This window comes from Streptomyces sp. NPDC052687 (genome assembly GCF_040678395.1).
In the GTDB taxonomy this organism is placed as follows: domain Bacteria; phylum Actinomycetota; class Actinomycetes; order Streptomycetales; family Streptomycetaceae; genus Streptomyces.
This window is the reverse complement of record NZ_JBFATR010000036.1, coordinates 1-15,254: the sequence shown is the minus strand read 5'-3', so window position 1 is coordinate 15,254 and position 15,254 is coordinate 1. Positions and strand designations below refer to the sequence as shown.

Annotated in this window: 11 protein-coding genes and 2 pseudogenes; 8 read left to right on the top strand and 5 right to left on the bottom strand. The window is 75.4% G+C overall.

Features of this window, described 5'->3' with window-relative positions; genetic code table 11:
• Positions 1–324 precede the first annotated feature (324 nt).
• From AB0K92_RS24565 to AB0K92_RS24550, 4 genes and pseudogenes are all read left to right on the top strand, one after another.
• The gene (locus tag AB0K92_RS24565) at positions 325–1,743 is read left to right on the top strand and encodes a HEAT repeat domain-containing protein (protein WP_365926140.1); all 1,419 of its coding nucleotides are present in this window, start codon (positions 325–327) and stop codon (positions 1,741–1,743) included.
• A gap of 471 nt (positions 1,744–2,214) precedes the next feature.
• Positions 2,215–3,342, top strand: coding sequence for a glycosyltransferase family 1 protein (locus AB0K92_RS24560; protein ID WP_365926138.1), 1,128 nt, complete (start codon positions 2,215–2,217; stop codon positions 3,340–3,342).
• Positions 3,339–4,612 (top strand): annotated as a pseudogene (locus AB0K92_RS24555) (glycosyltransferase). Before AB0K92_RS24560 ends, AB0K92_RS24555 begins: the two are co-directional and overlap by 4 nt.
• Positions 4,609–5,457, top strand: a complete 849-nt coding sequence (locus AB0K92_RS24550) for an SGNH/GDSL hydrolase family protein (RefSeq protein ID WP_365926136.1) — start codon at positions 4,609–4,611, stop codon at positions 5,455–5,457. Before AB0K92_RS24555 ends, AB0K92_RS24550 begins: the two are co-directional and overlap by 4 nt.
• A 119-nt stretch (positions 5,458–5,576) precedes the next feature.
• Here the strand turns inward: AB0K92_RS24550 and AB0K92_RS24545 are convergent, their stop codons facing one another.
• Genes AB0K92_RS24545 through AB0K92_RS24525 form a run of 5 tightly spaced genes read right to left on the bottom strand, consistent with a single transcriptional unit; the run spans position 5,577 to position 10,006 of the window.
• On the bottom strand, positions 5,577–6,446 hold the full coding sequence (locus AB0K92_RS24545; RefSeq protein ID WP_365926134.1) for a biotin-dependent carboxyltransferase family protein: 870 nt from the start codon (positions 6,444–6,446) through the stop codon (positions 5,577–5,579).
• The gene (gene pxpB, locus AB0K92_RS24540; protein ID WP_365926132.1) at positions 6,443–7,069 is read right to left on the bottom strand and encodes a 5-oxoprolinase subunit PxpB; all 627 of its coding nucleotides are present in this window, start codon (positions 7,067–7,069) and stop codon (positions 6,443–6,445) included. The genes AB0K92_RS24545 and pxpB overlap by 4 nt, the downstream gene beginning before the upstream one ends.
• Positions 7,066–7,824 carry a 5-oxoprolinase subunit PxpA gene (locus AB0K92_RS24535; protein WP_365926130.1) on the bottom strand — a complete coding sequence of 253 codons (759 nt, stop codon included), beginning with the start codon at positions 7,822–7,824 and terminating at the stop codon, positions 7,066–7,068. Before AB0K92_RS24535 ends, pxpB begins: the two co-directional genes overlap by 4 nt.
• 23 nt (positions 7,825–7,847) lie before the next feature.
• Entirely contained in the window at positions 7,848–8,705 is an 858-nt protein-coding gene (locus tag AB0K92_RS24530) for a putative hydro-lyase (protein ID WP_365926128.1), read from the bottom strand.
• Positions 8,702–10,006, bottom strand: a complete 1,305-nt coding sequence (locus AB0K92_RS24525; RefSeq protein WP_365926126.1) for an MFS transporter — start codon at positions 10,004–10,006, stop codon at positions 8,702–8,704. The genes AB0K92_RS24530 and AB0K92_RS24525 overlap by 4 nt, the downstream gene beginning before the upstream one ends.
• A 124-nt stretch (positions 10,007–10,130) precedes the next feature.
• On the opposite strand from AB0K92_RS24525, the gene AB0K92_RS24520 reads away from it, so the two are divergent.
• The 4 genes and pseudogenes from AB0K92_RS24520 to AB0K92_RS24505 form a co-directional block, all read left to right on the top strand.
• On the top strand, positions 10,131–10,841 hold the full coding sequence (locus tag AB0K92_RS24520) for a GntR family transcriptional regulator (RefSeq protein WP_365926124.1): 711 nt from the start codon (positions 10,131–10,133) through the stop codon (positions 10,839–10,841).
• A 167-nt stretch (positions 10,842–11,008) separates the two neighbouring features.
• On the top strand, positions 11,009–12,544 hold the full coding sequence (locus AB0K92_RS24515; protein ID WP_165996541.1) for a hypothetical protein: 1,536 nt from the start codon (positions 11,009–11,011) through the stop codon (positions 12,542–12,544).
• Between the two features lie 31 nt (positions 12,545–12,575).
• Positions 12,576–13,457: a hypothetical protein gene (locus tag AB0K92_RS24510; RefSeq protein WP_365926121.1), complete on the top strand. Its 882-nt coding sequence runs from the start codon at positions 12,576–12,578 to the stop codon at positions 13,455–13,457.
• Between the two features lie 63 nt (positions 13,458–13,520).
• Positions 13,521–15,254, top strand: a pseudogene (locus AB0K92_RS24505) (hypothetical protein); the annotation flags it as partial.

The window sequence follows — 15,254 nt, the reverse complement described above, 5'->3', positions numbered from 1 at the left end:
CACAGCGTCTGATCAGGTAAAACGCACGTTCCGACCAGGCAGGACGACGACCACGGGGGAGGCGGTACGCGGCCGCCGGAAATTTCGGTCGCGGCATCGAGAACCGCCGAGTCATCATGACGTCGTGATTCACGGACGCGATGGCTGGGCAAGTGTTGCCGCACCGCGCGGGCCGTGACTCGGTCCGCGAGGGCCACCGACGAGAGGCAGAGGAAGATGGTCTACAGCAAGCATGAGACGGCGGGCGCCCCGACGTGTTGTCACGCGGCCAGGTAGTGCGTGTTTCCCGGTTGCGTCGACGCTTGATGTGAGGCTGTGTTTCCCATGTTCGATCCGGTCATAGCGCCCAGCGGTACGCTGCTCGGCCTGCTCCAGCGGGGCCGCGGCGACGGCACGCTGCACGCGCTCACCGCCCCCCGTGACGAGGCCCTGACGGCCCTGAACCACTGTGTGCTGCGCGACCCCCGCCACGACTGGCAGCTGGAGAACCGCTCCCTCTACTACGCCCGTCTCTACCTCGACCTGAACGGCGAGCTGGACGCCATCGAGGCACACCTCTTCGACCCCGAGGACGTCCTCGACCCCGAGGAGTCCCGCACCGGGCTCGCCCTGGCCGTCCTCGGCCACCTCGCCTCCTACGGCAGGCGGGACGCCCTGATGCTGTTGCGCAGGTACGCCGCCCACGGCTCCAACTGGGCCTGGGCCCTCGACGAACTCGCCCTGCGCGACGACGACGCCGGTCTGCGCGCCCTCGCGGCGCCCGTCCTGGCGCGTTTCCCGGCCGGTGCCGAGGGCGACGCCGAGCTGGCCGCCGCCGTGCGGGACGCCTTCGAGCCGCGGCCCTGGCGGCTGTGGGCCGAGGATCCGCGCGCATGGATCTCCGGCCGCGTCCGGGCCGCCCACGAGACCGGCTGCTTCGACCGCTGGCAGCGGCAGATGCGGCCCACCGGGCCCCGGCCCGGCTGGAGCGTGCGCGCGGTGTTCGAATGGGCCCAGCAGGGCCTCGACCGCGGCGCGGCCCTCCATGTGCCCGCCGCCCGCTGTCTGACCGCCGTCGCCGGGCCCGAGGACCGGCCCGAGATCGTCCAGGCGGCCAAGGACGGCACCGACGGCGCCCGCAGCACCGCGTTGCGCTACCTCGCCGACAGTGACGATCCCGACGCCCTCGACCTGATCGAGGCCGCCGTGAGCACCGGATCACCGGCCGTCGTGGAGGCCGCCGTCGACGCCTTCGAACGGATGCGCGGCGTCGCCGCCGTCGACCGGGCGCGCGGCTGGGCCCGCCGCCCCGACCCGCTGGGCGCCGCCGCCGGCCGGGTGCTCGCCTGCCGGGGCGGCACCCAGGACAGCGACCTCGTCCTCGGCGCCCTGCGCGAGGCCGTCCGGGGCGAGGGCCCCGACGCGCCGACCCTGTGGACCCTCGTCGACGGCGCCGGACGCCTCGGCATCGCCTGCGCCGCGCCGGTGCTGCGGCACGTCTACCGGGAGACCGCTTCCTCCCACCTCCGCGGCCGCGCCGCCCGCGCGCTCGCCGCCACCGATCCCTCCTTCCCCGCAGGATTCGCCGTCGAGTGCCTGTGGGACTGCGAGGAGTCCACCCGCGAACTGGCCGCCCGGCACGCCGAGACCGGCGACACCCGCGTCGTCGAACAGCTGCGCAGGCTGGCCGCCGACCCGGCCGAGGAGGCGGAGGTCCAGACGGCCGTACGCAGCCGGATCGGACCGGACGCGCCGGCGGTGTGAGCCGGCCGTGGTGGCTCGAGGGTGAGTCGGCAGGGCGCCCGAGGGTGGAGTGCGCGGGAGGCGGGGTCGGCGATGTGAGCCGGTACGGGGCGCGCGCGGGGGTGAGCCGGCGTGGCGCCTGTGCTGTGAGCCGGTACGGCGTTCGCGGCCGAGTCGGCCTGGCGCGGTGCGAGGGCCGTGACGAGGCCGGCGGACGCGGACGGGTGCCGATGACGGCCCCCTGGGACCGGAACGGAAGACCGCCGTCGCCGCGGGCCTGAACCGGAACGGAGGACCGCCGTCGATGCGGACCGGAACCGGGACGGAGGACCGCCGTCCGGCTCGTCCGGTGAACTCCGGGTGACCCGCCGGGCAGAGGCGCGTGGCCGGATTCTGACCCGCGCGGGTGCGCGTACCAACGCTCATGGGACGTTCCTCGTCCGGAAAGATCCACGTTGACGCGGCCACGTCCAGCGCGGCGACAACACCCGTATGCGTGTCGTCATCGTGACCGAATCCTTTCCCCCCGATGTGAACGGCGTGGCCCACTGCGCGCTCCAGACCGCCCGGCACCTCGTCGACCGCGGTCACGCGCCCCTCGTCGTCGCACCGGCCCCCGCTCCCGGACAGCGGCCCGACGCCCTCGCACCGTGCCCCGTCGTCCACGTCCCCTCCCTGCCGCTCCCCGGCTACCCGCAGGTCCGGGTCGCGCTGCCCAGCCGGCGCCTGGCCGCCGCGCTGATCGAGCACCGCGCGGACCTCGTCCACCTGGCCAGCCCTTTCGTGCTCGGCGTGCGCGGCATGGCCGCCGCCGCCCGGCTCGGCATCCCCGCCGTGGCCGTCTACCAGACCGACCTGGCCGGATACGCCCGCACCTACATGGGCGCCGGCGAGGCCGCGGCCTGGCGGCGCATCCGCGCGGTGCACACCGCCGCCGACCGCACCCTCGCGCCGTCCACCGCCTCCCTGCGTGACCTGGAGGCGCACGGCGTGCCCCGGGTGCGGTTGTGGCCGCGCGGGGTCGACACCGTACGTTTCCGGCCGGACCGGCGGGACGAGACCCTGCGCCGCGAACTGGCCCCGGACGGTGAGCTGATCGTCGGGTACGTCGGACGGCTCGCCCCCGAGAAGCACGTCGAACTGCTCGCCGGGGCCTGCGCGCTGCCGGGCGTGCGGGTGGTGGTCGTCGGTGACGGGCCCAGCCGGCCCGGCCTGGAGCAGGCGCTGCCCGGCGCGGTGTTCCTGGGCCGCCGTACCGGCGACGACCTCGCCCGGATCTTCGCCTCGCTCGACGTGTTCGCGCACACCGGACCCTTCGAGACCTTCTGCCAGACCGTGCAGGAGGCCATGGCGAGCGGGGTGCCCGTCGTCGCGCCCGCCACGGGCGGGCCACTGGACCTGGTCGGCCACGGCCGCACCGGACTGCTCGTCCCGCCGCGCGACCCGGACGCCCTGCGGGACGCGGTGGCCTCCCTCGCCGCCGCTCCCGCCCTGCGCGCCGCGTACGGGGCCGCCGCGCGGGACACCGTCGAGGGCCGCACCTGGGCGGCCGTCGGCGACCGGCTGATCGAGCACTACGAGGACGTGCTCGCCGCGCGGAAGGCGGTGCTGGCGGCATGACCACGCCACGCGGGACGGACGGCCCGCTGCGGATCGTCCGGCTGGCCAACTTCGTCACACCTGCCTCCGGGGGCCTGCGCACCGCCCTGCGCGAACTGGGCAAGGGCTTCCGGGCGGCCGGGCACGAGCCCGTGCTGATCGTGCCGGGCGAGCGGCACACCGACCGGGACACCGAGCAGGGGCGCGTCATCACCCTGCCCGGTCCGCTCCTGCCCGGCACCGGCGGTTACCGCGTCCTCACCGACCGGCGCCGCGTCGCCGCCCTCCTGGAGGACCTGGCACCCGACCGCCTGGAGGTCTCCGACCGGACGACCCTGCGCTGGACCGGCCGGTGGGCGCGGCGCGCGCGGGTGCCCGCCGTATGGTCTCCCACGAGACCGCCGACGGGGTGCTGCGCACCTGGGGGCTGCCCGAGGCGGCGGCCCGGCGCGCGGCCGACGCGCTCAACGTGCGCACCGCGCACGCGTACTCCCGCGTCGTGTGCACGACGGAGTTCGCTGAGCGGGAGTTCGTGCGGATCGGCGCCCGCAACGTCGTACGGGCGCCGCTGGGCGTCGACCTGACGAGCCGCCACCCCTCGCTGCGCGACGCGGGAATACGCGGCCTCCACGCGCGCGTGGACCAGGACCTGCTGGTGATGTGCTCGCGGCTGTCCGTGGAGAAGCGGCCCGGCACCGCGCTGGACGCCCTCGCCGAGCTACGGCGGCGGGGCAGGCGCGCGGTGCTGGTGGTCGCCGGGGACGGGCCGCTGCGGGGGCGGCTGGAACAGCGCGCACGCGAGCGGAACCTGCCGGTCACCTTCCTCGGGCACGTCTCCGAACCGGGACTGCTGGCCGCGCTCCAGGCCAGTGCCGACGTGTGCCTGGCGCCGGGGCCCGCGGAGACGTTCGGGCTGGCCGCGCTGGAGGCGATGGCCTGCGGCACGCCGGTCGCGGTGAGCGCGTCGTCGGCGCTGCCCGAGGTCGTCGGGGCCGCCGGCGCCGTCGCGGCGGACACCGGGGAGGGCTTCGCGGACGCCGTCGAGGCGCTGCTGGCGCGGCCCGAGCGGGAGCGGCGGGAGGCGGCACGCGCGCGTGCGGAGCTGTTCGGCTGGGACGCGGCGGTGGCGGCGTTCCTCGCCGCGCACGACGCCACGGCACCCAGCCGTCCGGTCCGGGCTCCGGACTCCGACGCCGCCCCGCGCGGGGAGAGCGGGCAGGGCGAACGAGCCCGGACGGCCACCAGGGTCCCGCGGCACGGGGTGGGTGTCGCCGAGGGGGCTGCGCGATGAGACCTCTGACGTTCGTCGCCCTCGGCGACTCGCTGACGGAAGGAGTGGGCGATCCCGCCGGGAACGGGTGGCGCGGCTGGGCCGCGCTGCTCGCCGCCGGGCTCTCCCCGCAGCCCGTGCGGTTCACCAACCTCGCGGTCAGCGGGGCGCAGACCCGGGACGTCCTGGAGACCCAGCTGCCCGCCGGGCTGGCACTGCGGCCGGACCTCGTGTCCGTCGTCGTGGGCGTCAACGACACGCTGCGCCGCACCTTCGACATCCAGGCCGTCGCCGCCCGCCTGGACGAGGTCTACGGCGCCTTCGCCGGGCAGGGCGCGGCGCTGCTCACCGCCTGTCTGCCCGACCCCGGCGCCATACTGGGCCTGCCGGGCGCCCTGGCCCGCCCCCTCGCCCGGCGGCAGCGGGCGGTCAACACCGTGGTCCACGCGCTGTCCGAGCGGTACGGGGCCGTGCACCTGCACGCCTGCGAGGGGGACTGGCTGCGGGACCGGGCGATGTGGAGCGCGGACCGGCTGCATCCGGGCGAGCGCGGCCACCGGCAGTTCGCTGTCCGCTGCCACGCCCTGCTGGCCCGGGCCGGCCTCGCCACCGGGACCCCGCCCTCGCCGGATCCGGACTCCCCGGCGCCGACCAGAGCGGCCGCCCTGTGGTGGCTGGCCACGGCGGGCACCGGCTGGGTGGCCCGCCGCTGCACCGACCTCCTGCCCCAGCTGCTCCGCCTCGCCGCCGACGAGATCCACCACCACGCGCGTGGCACGAGCGCCCGCCTGGACCTGCGAGCCACCCACGCGGTGACGGCGGCGCTGGCCGCGTTGCCGGTGGGGGAGAGGAGGGAGGCGGCGTAGGGAGACGGGGCGGGGGACGGGCCGACGACGGGTTCGGGGGTGGCGGGCTCGGGGGTGGGGCGTTGCCGCGCGCGTGGGGCGGGCGGGGCCGGCGCCCGGTTCAGCGCCCGGTGCCCGGTTCAGCGCCGGCGTACCGCCACGAAGCGGACCGGTGTCCCCGGGAGGGCCTGGGCGGCCGCCGGCAGGTCGGCGGGGTGGACGACCGCGATCACCGGATAGCCGCCGGTGGTCGGGTGGTCGGCGAGGAAGACCACCGGGCGGCCGTCCGGCGGTACCTGGACCGCGCCCAGCACCATGCCCTCACTGGGCAGTTCCCCGGGCCGGGCCCGTTCCAGCGCGGGGCCCTCCGTGCGGAGGCCGATGCGGTTGCTCGACGCCGACACCCGGTACGCGCGGGACGTGAAGTCGCGCAGGGCCCGCCGGGTGAACCAGTCGTCGCGGGGGCCGAGCGTCACCCGCAGCACCAGCTCGGCGGGCGGGGCGGGCTGCGGAGCGGTGTCCACGCGCGCGTGGGGCGCGCCGGGCGTGCCCAGGGGCAGTACCGCCCCGTCCGTCAGCGGCACCGGGCCCAGGCCCGACAGCAGGTCCGTGGAGCGGCTGCCGAGCACCGGCTCGACGGCGACGCCCCCGGACACGGCGACGTAACTTCGGACGCCCGCGCGGGCCGGTCCCACGTCGAGCAGGGCCCCGGCGGGTACCAGCACCGGGGCGCCCCAGGCCGCCGGCCGCCCGTCGACGGTCACCGCGCAGGGGGCACCGCCGACCGCGACGGTGACGGCGCAGCGGGGCCGCAGCGCGCACCCGGTGAGCGTCGTCTCCAGCACGGCCGCCGCCCGCCGGTTGCCCACCAGCCGGTTCACCAGGGCCGCCGCGGGCGCGTCGAGCGCCCCGGAGCGCGGTACGCCGAGGTGGGCGTACCCGGGGCGGCCGAGGTCCTGCACGGTGGTCAGGGCTCCGGCGCGGACGACGGCGAGGGCGCGGTCGGTCATCGGGCGGCCACCTCCGCCTCCGGCACGAAACGCACCCGCGTGCCCGGGACGAGCAGCGCGGCCGGCTCCCGCGCGGGGTCCCACAGCACGGCGTCCGTGGTGCCGATCAGCTGCCAGCCGCCGGGCGACGACCTCGGGTAGACACCGGTGTACGGCCCCGCCAGCGCCACCGAGCCCGCCGGCACCGAGGTGCGCGGGGTGGCCCGGCGCGGGACGTCGTAGCGCGGCGGCAGCCCGGTGAGATAGCCGAAGCCGGGGGCGAAGCCGCAGAACGCGACCCGGAACTCGGTTGCCGCGTGGACGCGGGCGACCTCCTCGGGGGAAACGCCCCAGTGTGCGGCGACGTCGGCCAGGTCGGGTCCGTCGTAGCGCACCGGGACCTCCACGACCGTCTCCGGGAGCGGCGGCGCGGGCGGCACGTCGGCGGCGGCCAGGTCCGAGGCCACCCGGTCCGGGTCGGTCAGTCCGTCGAGGAGGACCGTCCGCGCGGCGGGCACGATCTCCCGCACCGTCAGCGAGCCCTCCGCGCGGCGGCGCAGCAGCTCCGCGTGGAGCGCCTGCGCCTGCTCGCCCGAGTCCACCTCGACGAGCAGCGCGCCGGTCCCGACGGGCAGCACCTTCATGCGAAGGCCTCCACCCGCACACCCGCGGCCTCCAGGCGCCGCCGCACCCGCCGGGCCAGCTCCACCGCGCCGGGGGTGTCCCCGTGCAGACACAGCGACCGCGCGCGGACCCCGACCGGGGTGCCGGCCAGGGAGGGGACCGTGCCGGAGCGGGCGATGCCGACCGACCGTTCCTCGACGGCCTGCGGGTCGGTGACCACGGCGCCGTCCTGCCCGCGCGGCACCAGCGTGCCCTCCTCGGTGTACGCGCGGTCCGCGAACGCCTCCGGCACCGCCGGGAGCCCCGCCTTCCCGGCCAGCTCCAGCAGCCGCGACCCGGGCAGGCCCAGCACGGGGAGCGAGGCGCCCGCCAGCAGCACCCCCTCGACGACGGCGGCGGCCTGCCGCTCGTCGCGCACCACGCGGTTGTACAGCGCGCCGTGCGGCTTGACGTAGGCCACGCGGGAGCCCGCCGCGCGCGCGAAGACCTCCAGGGCGCCGATCTGGTAGGCCACCTCGGCCGCCAGCTCGGCGGGCGGCACGTCCATCGCGCGCCGCCCGAACCCGGCCAGGTCCCGGTAGGACACCTGTGCGCCGATCGTCACCCCGCGCGCCACCGCCAGTTCGCACACCCGGCGCATGGTGACCGCGTCCCCCGCGTGGAAGCCGCAGGCCACGTTGGCGCTGGTGACGACGGTCAGGAGCTGCTCGTCGTCGGTCAGCCGCCAGCGGCCGAAGCCCTCGCCGAGGTCGGCGTTCAGATCGATCGCGGTCATGGTTCCCCCATTGTCTCGCTGGGTCACGCCACGCGGTACTGCTCGTCGCGGGCGTCGGTGAGGAGCATCCGGCCCGGCGCGTGAGTGATCGCGAACGGCGGGCGGGAGGCCATCACGGCGGCCTGCGGGGTCACGCCGCAGGCCCAGAACACCGGGATGTCGTCCGGTTCGGCCGTCACCGCCTCGCCGAAGTCGGGCCGGTTGAGGTCGGCGATGCCGAGCGCCGACGCGTCGCCGCAGTGTACGGGGCCGCCGTGCACGGCCGGGAGCAGGCTGGTCTCCCGGATGGCCGTCTCCAGGTGGCGCGGCGGGACCGGGCGCATGGACACCACCATCGGCCCGTGCAGCCGTCCGGCGGGCCGGCAGGGGCGGCTGGTGACGTACATCGGGACGTTGCGGCCCTGCTCGACGTGGCGCATCGGGACGCCCGCCGCGGTCAGCGCCCCCTCGAAGGTGAAGCTGCACCCGATCAGGAACGACACCAGGTCCTCGCGCCAGTGCGCGCGCACGTCCACCGGCTCGTCCACCAGCTCGCCGTGCTCCCAGACCCGGTAGCGCGGCAGGTCGGTGCGCAGGTCCGCGCCGTCCGCGAGGACCGTGGTCCAGGAGCCCGCGTCGGTCACGTCGAGCACCGGGCAGGGCTTGGGGTTGCGCTGGCAGAACAGCAGCGTGTCGTACGCCCAGTCCGCGGGCACCGCGATCAGGTTCGCCTGGGTGTGGCCCGCCGCGACGCCCGCGGTGGGGCCGGTGAGCCCCGCGCGGATGCGGGCCCGGGCCTCACGGGGGGTCCACGCGTGCGCGTGCGCGTCGACGACGGTCAAGGGGCGGTCGTCGCCGACGGGGGCGGCGAGCGGGTGGCTCTCGACGGGCGGGCGGGTCATGTGAGTTCCTTTCCGCGGGTCTCGGGCAGTCCGAGCAGGGTCAGCGCGGCGAGGCCGTAGCCGATCGCGCCGAAGACCAGCGCGCCGCCCACGCCCCAGCTGTCGGCGAGGAAGCCGACCGTCGTGGGGAAGACCGCGCCCACCGCGCGGCCGGTGTTGTAGGTGAACCCCTGCCCGGTGCCGCGCACGGCCGTCGGGTACAGCTCGCTGAGGAAGGACCCGAAGCCGCTGAAGATCGCCGACATGCAGAACCCGAGGGGGAAACCGAGCACCAGCAGCAGGGAGTCGGCGCCGCTGGGGATGTTCGCGTACGCCAGGATGCACACCGCCGACAGCAGGGCGAACAGCCAGATGTTGCGCCGCCGGCCCAGCCGGTCCGTGAGGTAACCCCCCGTCAGATAGCCGGTGAACGCGCCGGAGATGAGGAACGTCAGGTAGCCGCCGGTGCCGACGACCGACAGGTCGCGTTCCGTCTTGAGGTAGGTCGGCACCCACGTGGCGAGGGTGTAGTAGCCGCCCTGGACGCCGGTGGACAGCAGTACCGCGAAGACCGTGGTGCGCCGCAGGCCCGGCTTGAAGATGGCGGTGAAGGAGCCCTTGGCGGGGCTGTGTTCGCGTACGGCGACGGCCTGCGGGGCGTCCTGTACCCGGCGCCGCATCCAGACCACCAGCAGCGCGGGCAGCGCGCCGGTCCAGAACATCACCCGCCAGGCCAGGCCGTCGTCGAGGACGGAGAAGACCAGCGTGTAGACGATCACCGCGAGGCCCCAGCCGACCGCCCAGGAGCTCTGGATGGCGCCCAGGGTGCGGCCGCGGTCCTTCGCGCTCGCGTACTCGGCGACCAGGATGGCGCCGACCGCCCACTCGCCGCCGAAGCCGAGGCCCTGAAGGGCGCGGAAGACCAGCAGCGTCTCGTAGTCGGGGGCGAATCCGCAGGCCACCGTGAAGACGGCGTACGTGATCACCGTGATCATCAGGGCCTTGACGCGGCCGATCCGGTCCGCCAGCACGCCCGCGAGGGCGCCGCCGACGGCCGAGACGACGAGCGTGACCGTGGTGAACAGGCCGGTCTGGCCGCTGTCCAGGCCGAAGTACGCGGCCAGCGCGACCATGCTCAGCGGCAGGGTGAAGTAGTCGTAGGAGTCCAGGGCGTAGCCGCCGAACGCTCCGGCGAACGCGCGCCGGCCGCGCGGTCCGAGCGCGCGCAGCCAGCCGAACGGGCCGTCGTCGCCAGGGTGTTCACCGGTGGCGGGGCCGGTCGTCCCGCCGGTCACGGCCTTCGGTGGAGGGGTCGTGCTCATGGGCACCTCACAGGAAGAGGACGGTGCTTGAGAGTGAGCCAACACACAGCAACGTAGAGGATCGTTCAACGATCCTTCAATACCCCTGTTGTCTCGTTCTGATGTCTGCGCTTGAATTCCGGGCATGGCAGAGCAGTTGACGGACCTCGCCGACGACCGCGCGCTCCTCGGGCGCACCAGCACCGCGGAGCGGGTCGCGGACATCCTCCGCAGCCGGATCGCCGACGGGTACTTCCCGCCGGGCACCCGGCTGTCGGAGGAGAGCATCGGCGGCGCGCTCGGGGTCTCCCGCAACACCCTGCGCGAGGCGTTCCGGCTGCTCACGCACGAACGACTGCTCGTCCACGAGCTGAACCGCGGCGTCTTCGTGCGGGTCCTGACCGTCGAGGACGTCGAGGACATCTACCGCACCCGCCGGCTCGTCGAGTGCGCCGTCGTCCGGGGGCTGGGCGAGCCGCCCTACGCCGTCGACGCGCTCGCCGCGGCCGTCGAGGCGGGCCGGCGGGCCGCGCGCGAAGGCGACTGGAAAGCGGTGGGCACGGCCAACATCCACTTCCACCGGGAACTCGTCGCGCTCTCCGGCAGCGAGCGCACCGACGAGCTGATGCGCAGCGTCTTCGCCGAACTGCGCCTCGCGTTCCACGTGGTGGACGAGCCACAGCAACTGCACGAACCGTACATCGCGCGAAATGTCCAGATCCTGGAGGCTCTTCAGGCAGGCGACCCCATCCGCGCCGAGCACCTGCTCGCGGGTTACCTCGACGACTCCCTGGAACGCGTGGTGGAGGTCTACCGGCGCCGGGTCGGCAACGACGGTGCCGACGAGCGCCTCTGAAGCGACACGGGGCCACCGTCTGCCACTGCCGGGGCGCCGCCGGGCCACCGCCTGCCACCGCCGGGGCACGGTCGGCCGCTCCCGCCGGACGGTCCCCGCCCCCGGTACCCTCGCGCGGACGCCCGTCGTTTGGGCCGTTGTCAGACCGAGGACCTAGTCTGTGCACCGTGACTTCGCCTGCATCGACGGACAGCGTTCCGCCCCAGCTCAGCGCGGGGCCGCGCCCCGCCATGGGCCCGGCCGCCGACGAGGGACTGGCGCGGCGGCTGCGCGCGCTCGCCTGCACCGCGCCGCTGCACGACCTCGACGCCCGCAAGGCGAATCTCGCCGGTGAGTACTCGGTGTACGGGATGGCGGAGATCGCCCTCGCCGCGATCGACCTCGTCACGCTGAACATGGACTTCGACACCGGCGCCGACCACGAACAGGTCGTCGCCCGCCTCGTCCCGCGCATCGCCGCCCAGGCCCCGCAGCGGCCCGCCGCCGAGCACGAACGGGTCGCCCGCTGGGTCCTGGAGAACCTGATCAACGTCGGCAGCGTGGACCGCGGCTTCCGCGCGGTCTACGGCACCTTCGGCCCGGACGGCACGTACGTCCGCCGGGACTACGACTTCAAGCTGATCGAGGAGGTCCCCGGCCCCGGCGGCAGCGTCTACCTGCGCACCACCGACGAGGCGGTCAACGTCCTCGTCGGCGCCCTCGACACCGATGTCACCAGCGCCCAGATCGCCGCCGAGGTCAAGCTGGAGGTGCTGATCAGCCGCGGCCGCCTCGCCGACGCCCAGCTCGCCGCCGAACAGGCCCGGTACCGCACCGTGCAGTACTCGGAGACCCTGCGCAAGGCCCTGGACGCCACCCGCCGCAACGTCCGCGCGGTGGACTGGCTCAACGCCGTCCCCGACATGATCGCCGAGGCCCTCGACCACGTCGCCGACCGCTACCGGCACGAGAACGCGATCCTCACCAACATCCGCAAGGCCCGCGACGAGTCCGAGGACCCCGAGCACAAGCGCCGCGCCGCCGAGCTGGTCGACATCGTCAAGGACTGCATCCGCCGCCACACCCAGCTCCAGTCCCGCCTGCTGGAGGCCGGCCCCCTGTTCCGCGCCGAGCAGGACCGCCAGGCCTTCGCCACCCCGGCGTCGACCGCGGGGATAGACGTCTACGGCCACCTCCTCGCCCCCGTCCTGCCGCTGCCCCTGGAGCAGGCGACCCGCGTCACCGACGCCTGGTTCGCGCAGGGCACCGGCCTGCGCACCCCGGTGTCCGTCCGCGTCGGCGACCTCGTCGACATCCTGCTCACCCCGCCCGTCGAGCGCGAGCACCTGGGTGCCGAGATGCCCGAGCCCGACCTCATCGCCACCCCGGACGACAGCCGCTTCAGCGAGGAACAGCTCGCCGCGGCGACGGAACTGCTGGACCTCCCGGCCGACGCGCCCCGCCGGCTCTCCGGCCTGCTGGCCGAGGCCAGGCGTACGCACCCCCAGGACCCCGACCTGCCCTATCTGATCGCCCTGCTGGCCGTCCACGCGGCCAGCCCGCCCGTCGGCACCGCCTACCGGCAGGGCGAGGAGAAACTCCTGTTCGCCGTGGACGACGGCACCGAGCTGGACGACCCCGAGTTCGGCGGCGCCGACCTCATCGTCGGCACGGCGCTGCTGGACGCGGCCGGGATGGCGGCCGGCAGGACGGAAGCAGCATGACCCAGCACCAGCGCAGCAAGGAGCACCGCCCGTGACCGAGCACGCCGAGTGGAGTGAGCCGGAGGCACCCGCCCCGTCGGCGCAGGCCCCCGCCACCCCCGCCGACGCCGCCGACGCGGCGCGGCTCGTCGCCTTCGGGCTCCAGCCCAAGCTGCTCCCCGCCCGAGACCAGGAGTACGCCGACCTGCTGCGCCGCTACCGGGAGGACCCGCCGTTCGCCCGCCTCGCCGACGCCGTCGCCGCCGGTCTCGGCCTCGTCGTGCTGGAGGTGTCCCCGCGCGCGGGCATGGCCGTGACGGCCGCCGAGGACTCGGTGTTCGCCGTACGCATGGGGGACTACGCGCGTCGCACCTCCGCCGACTCCGGCGACCGCTTCCTGCACGGCCTCGCCCACCTCGCCGTCGCCGCGATGGCCTTCCCGCGCCCCGAGGACCTCGCCGACGACGGCTACATCGGCCGCGTCACCGTCAACGGCGTCGACGCCTTCGTCCGGCAGGCCTGCCGCCGCCTGGAGGAGCGCGCCGCCGAGCAGGGCGAGAACACGGACCCGGCCACGGACGCACCCGGTCTGGAAGCCGCCTGGCGGGTCTGGTCGAGACGCAGCGCGACCGGCGCCACCAAGGACGCGCGCCGGCCGGCCGCCTCCACGACGGGCATCGTCGCCAAGGCCGTCACGTTCCTCACCGACTCCGGCTTCCTCCAGCGCACCGGCGACGACAACGGCGGCACCTACCGCACCACCGCGCGGTACCAGCTCCAGGTCCGCGACATGGCGGGCAGCGCGGCGCTGGCCGAACTGCTGGAACTGGGCGTCGTCCCGGTCACCGACGGCACACCGACCCTGCTGCCCGCCGAGGAGAGCGACGACCTGGACCTGGTGGCCGACGCCGGACTGCCCTTCCACTCCTCCTGAGCCGCCGCACCTCCCCGCACTCCCCGTTCCTCCCGATCTGCCGAAGCGTTACGAGAGTCCGCCATGTACGAGCTGTCCCGGGTCCGCCTCTACTCCATCGGGCCCGCCGGTGCGCGCTACGCCGACACCGTGCTTGACCTGCGCGGGGTGGGCGCGCCCGTGCCCGATCCCGCGCCCACCCAGGCGGAGTTCTTCGAGGAGGAGCCCGTCGGACCGCCGCGCCGCCCCGCGCCCGCCGGCGTGCTCTTCCTGGAGAACGGCGGCGGCAAGTCCGTCCTGCTGAAGCTGATCTTCTCGGTGATGCTGCCGGGCCACCGCAACACCCTCGGCGGCGCCAGCTCCGGCGTGCTGCGCAAGTTCCTGCTCGCCGACGACTGCGGCCACGTCGCCCTGGAGTGGCAGCACGTGCAGACCGGCGAGTGCGTCGTCGTCGGCAAGGTCAGCGAATGGCGCGGCCGGCAGGTCTCCAACGACCCGCGCAAGTTCGCCGAGGCCTGGTACTCCTTCCGGCCCGGCCCCGGACTCACCCTCGACAACCTGCCCGTCGCCGAGTCCACCGCCGTACGCCCGCCCGCCGAGGGCCAGTCCGGCGCCCAGGGCCGCCGCCGCACCATGAAGGGCTTCCGCGACGCCCTCACCGACGCCGGCAAGGCCTACCCGCACCTGGAGGTGCACTGGGAGGAGATCCACGAGCGCTGGACCGAACACCTCGGCGAACTCGGCCTCGACCCCGAACTCTTCCGCTACCAGCGCGAGATGAACGCCGACGAGGGCGAGGCGGCCGGCCTGTTCGCGGTGAAGAAGGACTCCGACTTCACCGACCTGCTGCTGCGCGCCGTCACCGACACCCGTGACACCGACGGGCTCGCCGACCTCGTCAGCGGCTTCGGCAACAAGCTGGGCCGGCGCGCCGAGCTGATCGCCGAACGCGACTTCACCGCCGGGTCCGTGGACCTGCTCGGGAAGATCGTCGAGGCCGCCGAGGCCCGCTCCCGCGCCCGTGACGTGCACGCCGGAGCCGAGCGGCGCACCCGCACCCTGGCCCGCCGGCTCTCCGCGCGCGGCGCCCGGGAACGCGTGCGCGCCGCCGACCTCGCCCAGCGGGTCACCGCCGCCGCCTACGCCGTCACCCACGCCGAGAGCGCCCGCGAGCGCAGCGCCCTGATCACCGCCGAACTCGCCTACCGGCATGCCTCCCTGGCTCTCGCCGCCGCCGAGAAGGCCGCCGCCGCGCAGAAGCGGGAACTCGCCGACGCGCGCACCCTGCACTCCGCCTGGCAGGCCGCCGAGGCCGTGCTGCGCCACCGCGCCGCCGCCGACCGGGTCGCCCGCGTGGCCGCCGCCATCCAGGAGGCCGAGCGGGACGCCGCCCCCGCGCTCGCCGCCCGCACCAGGGCCGCCGTCGACCTGGTGCGCGCCCTGCACGCCGCCGCCGAGAGCGCCGAGACCCTGGCCAACGAGGAGGAGGAGCGCTCCGCCGCGCTCCAGGAGGCGGGCGACCTCGCCTACCGGGACTCCACCGCCGCCGCCACCGAGGCGCAGCGCGCCCGCAGCGAGATCGGACACCTGCGGCAGCGCCTCGCCGAGGTCGAGCAGGAGACCGCCGAAGCGGTCCGCGCGGGCTGGCTCGACGACAGCGCCCCCGACGCCGACCCCGCGCGCGCCGCCCTCGCCGCCAGCGACGCCGAGAAGAGCGCCGTCGCCGCCTGGGACACCGCCCGCGAAGCCGCCCGCCGGGCCGCCGAGCACGCGCGCGAGCGACCGCCTGGAGCTCCGCCTGCGGCACTACCCGCTGGA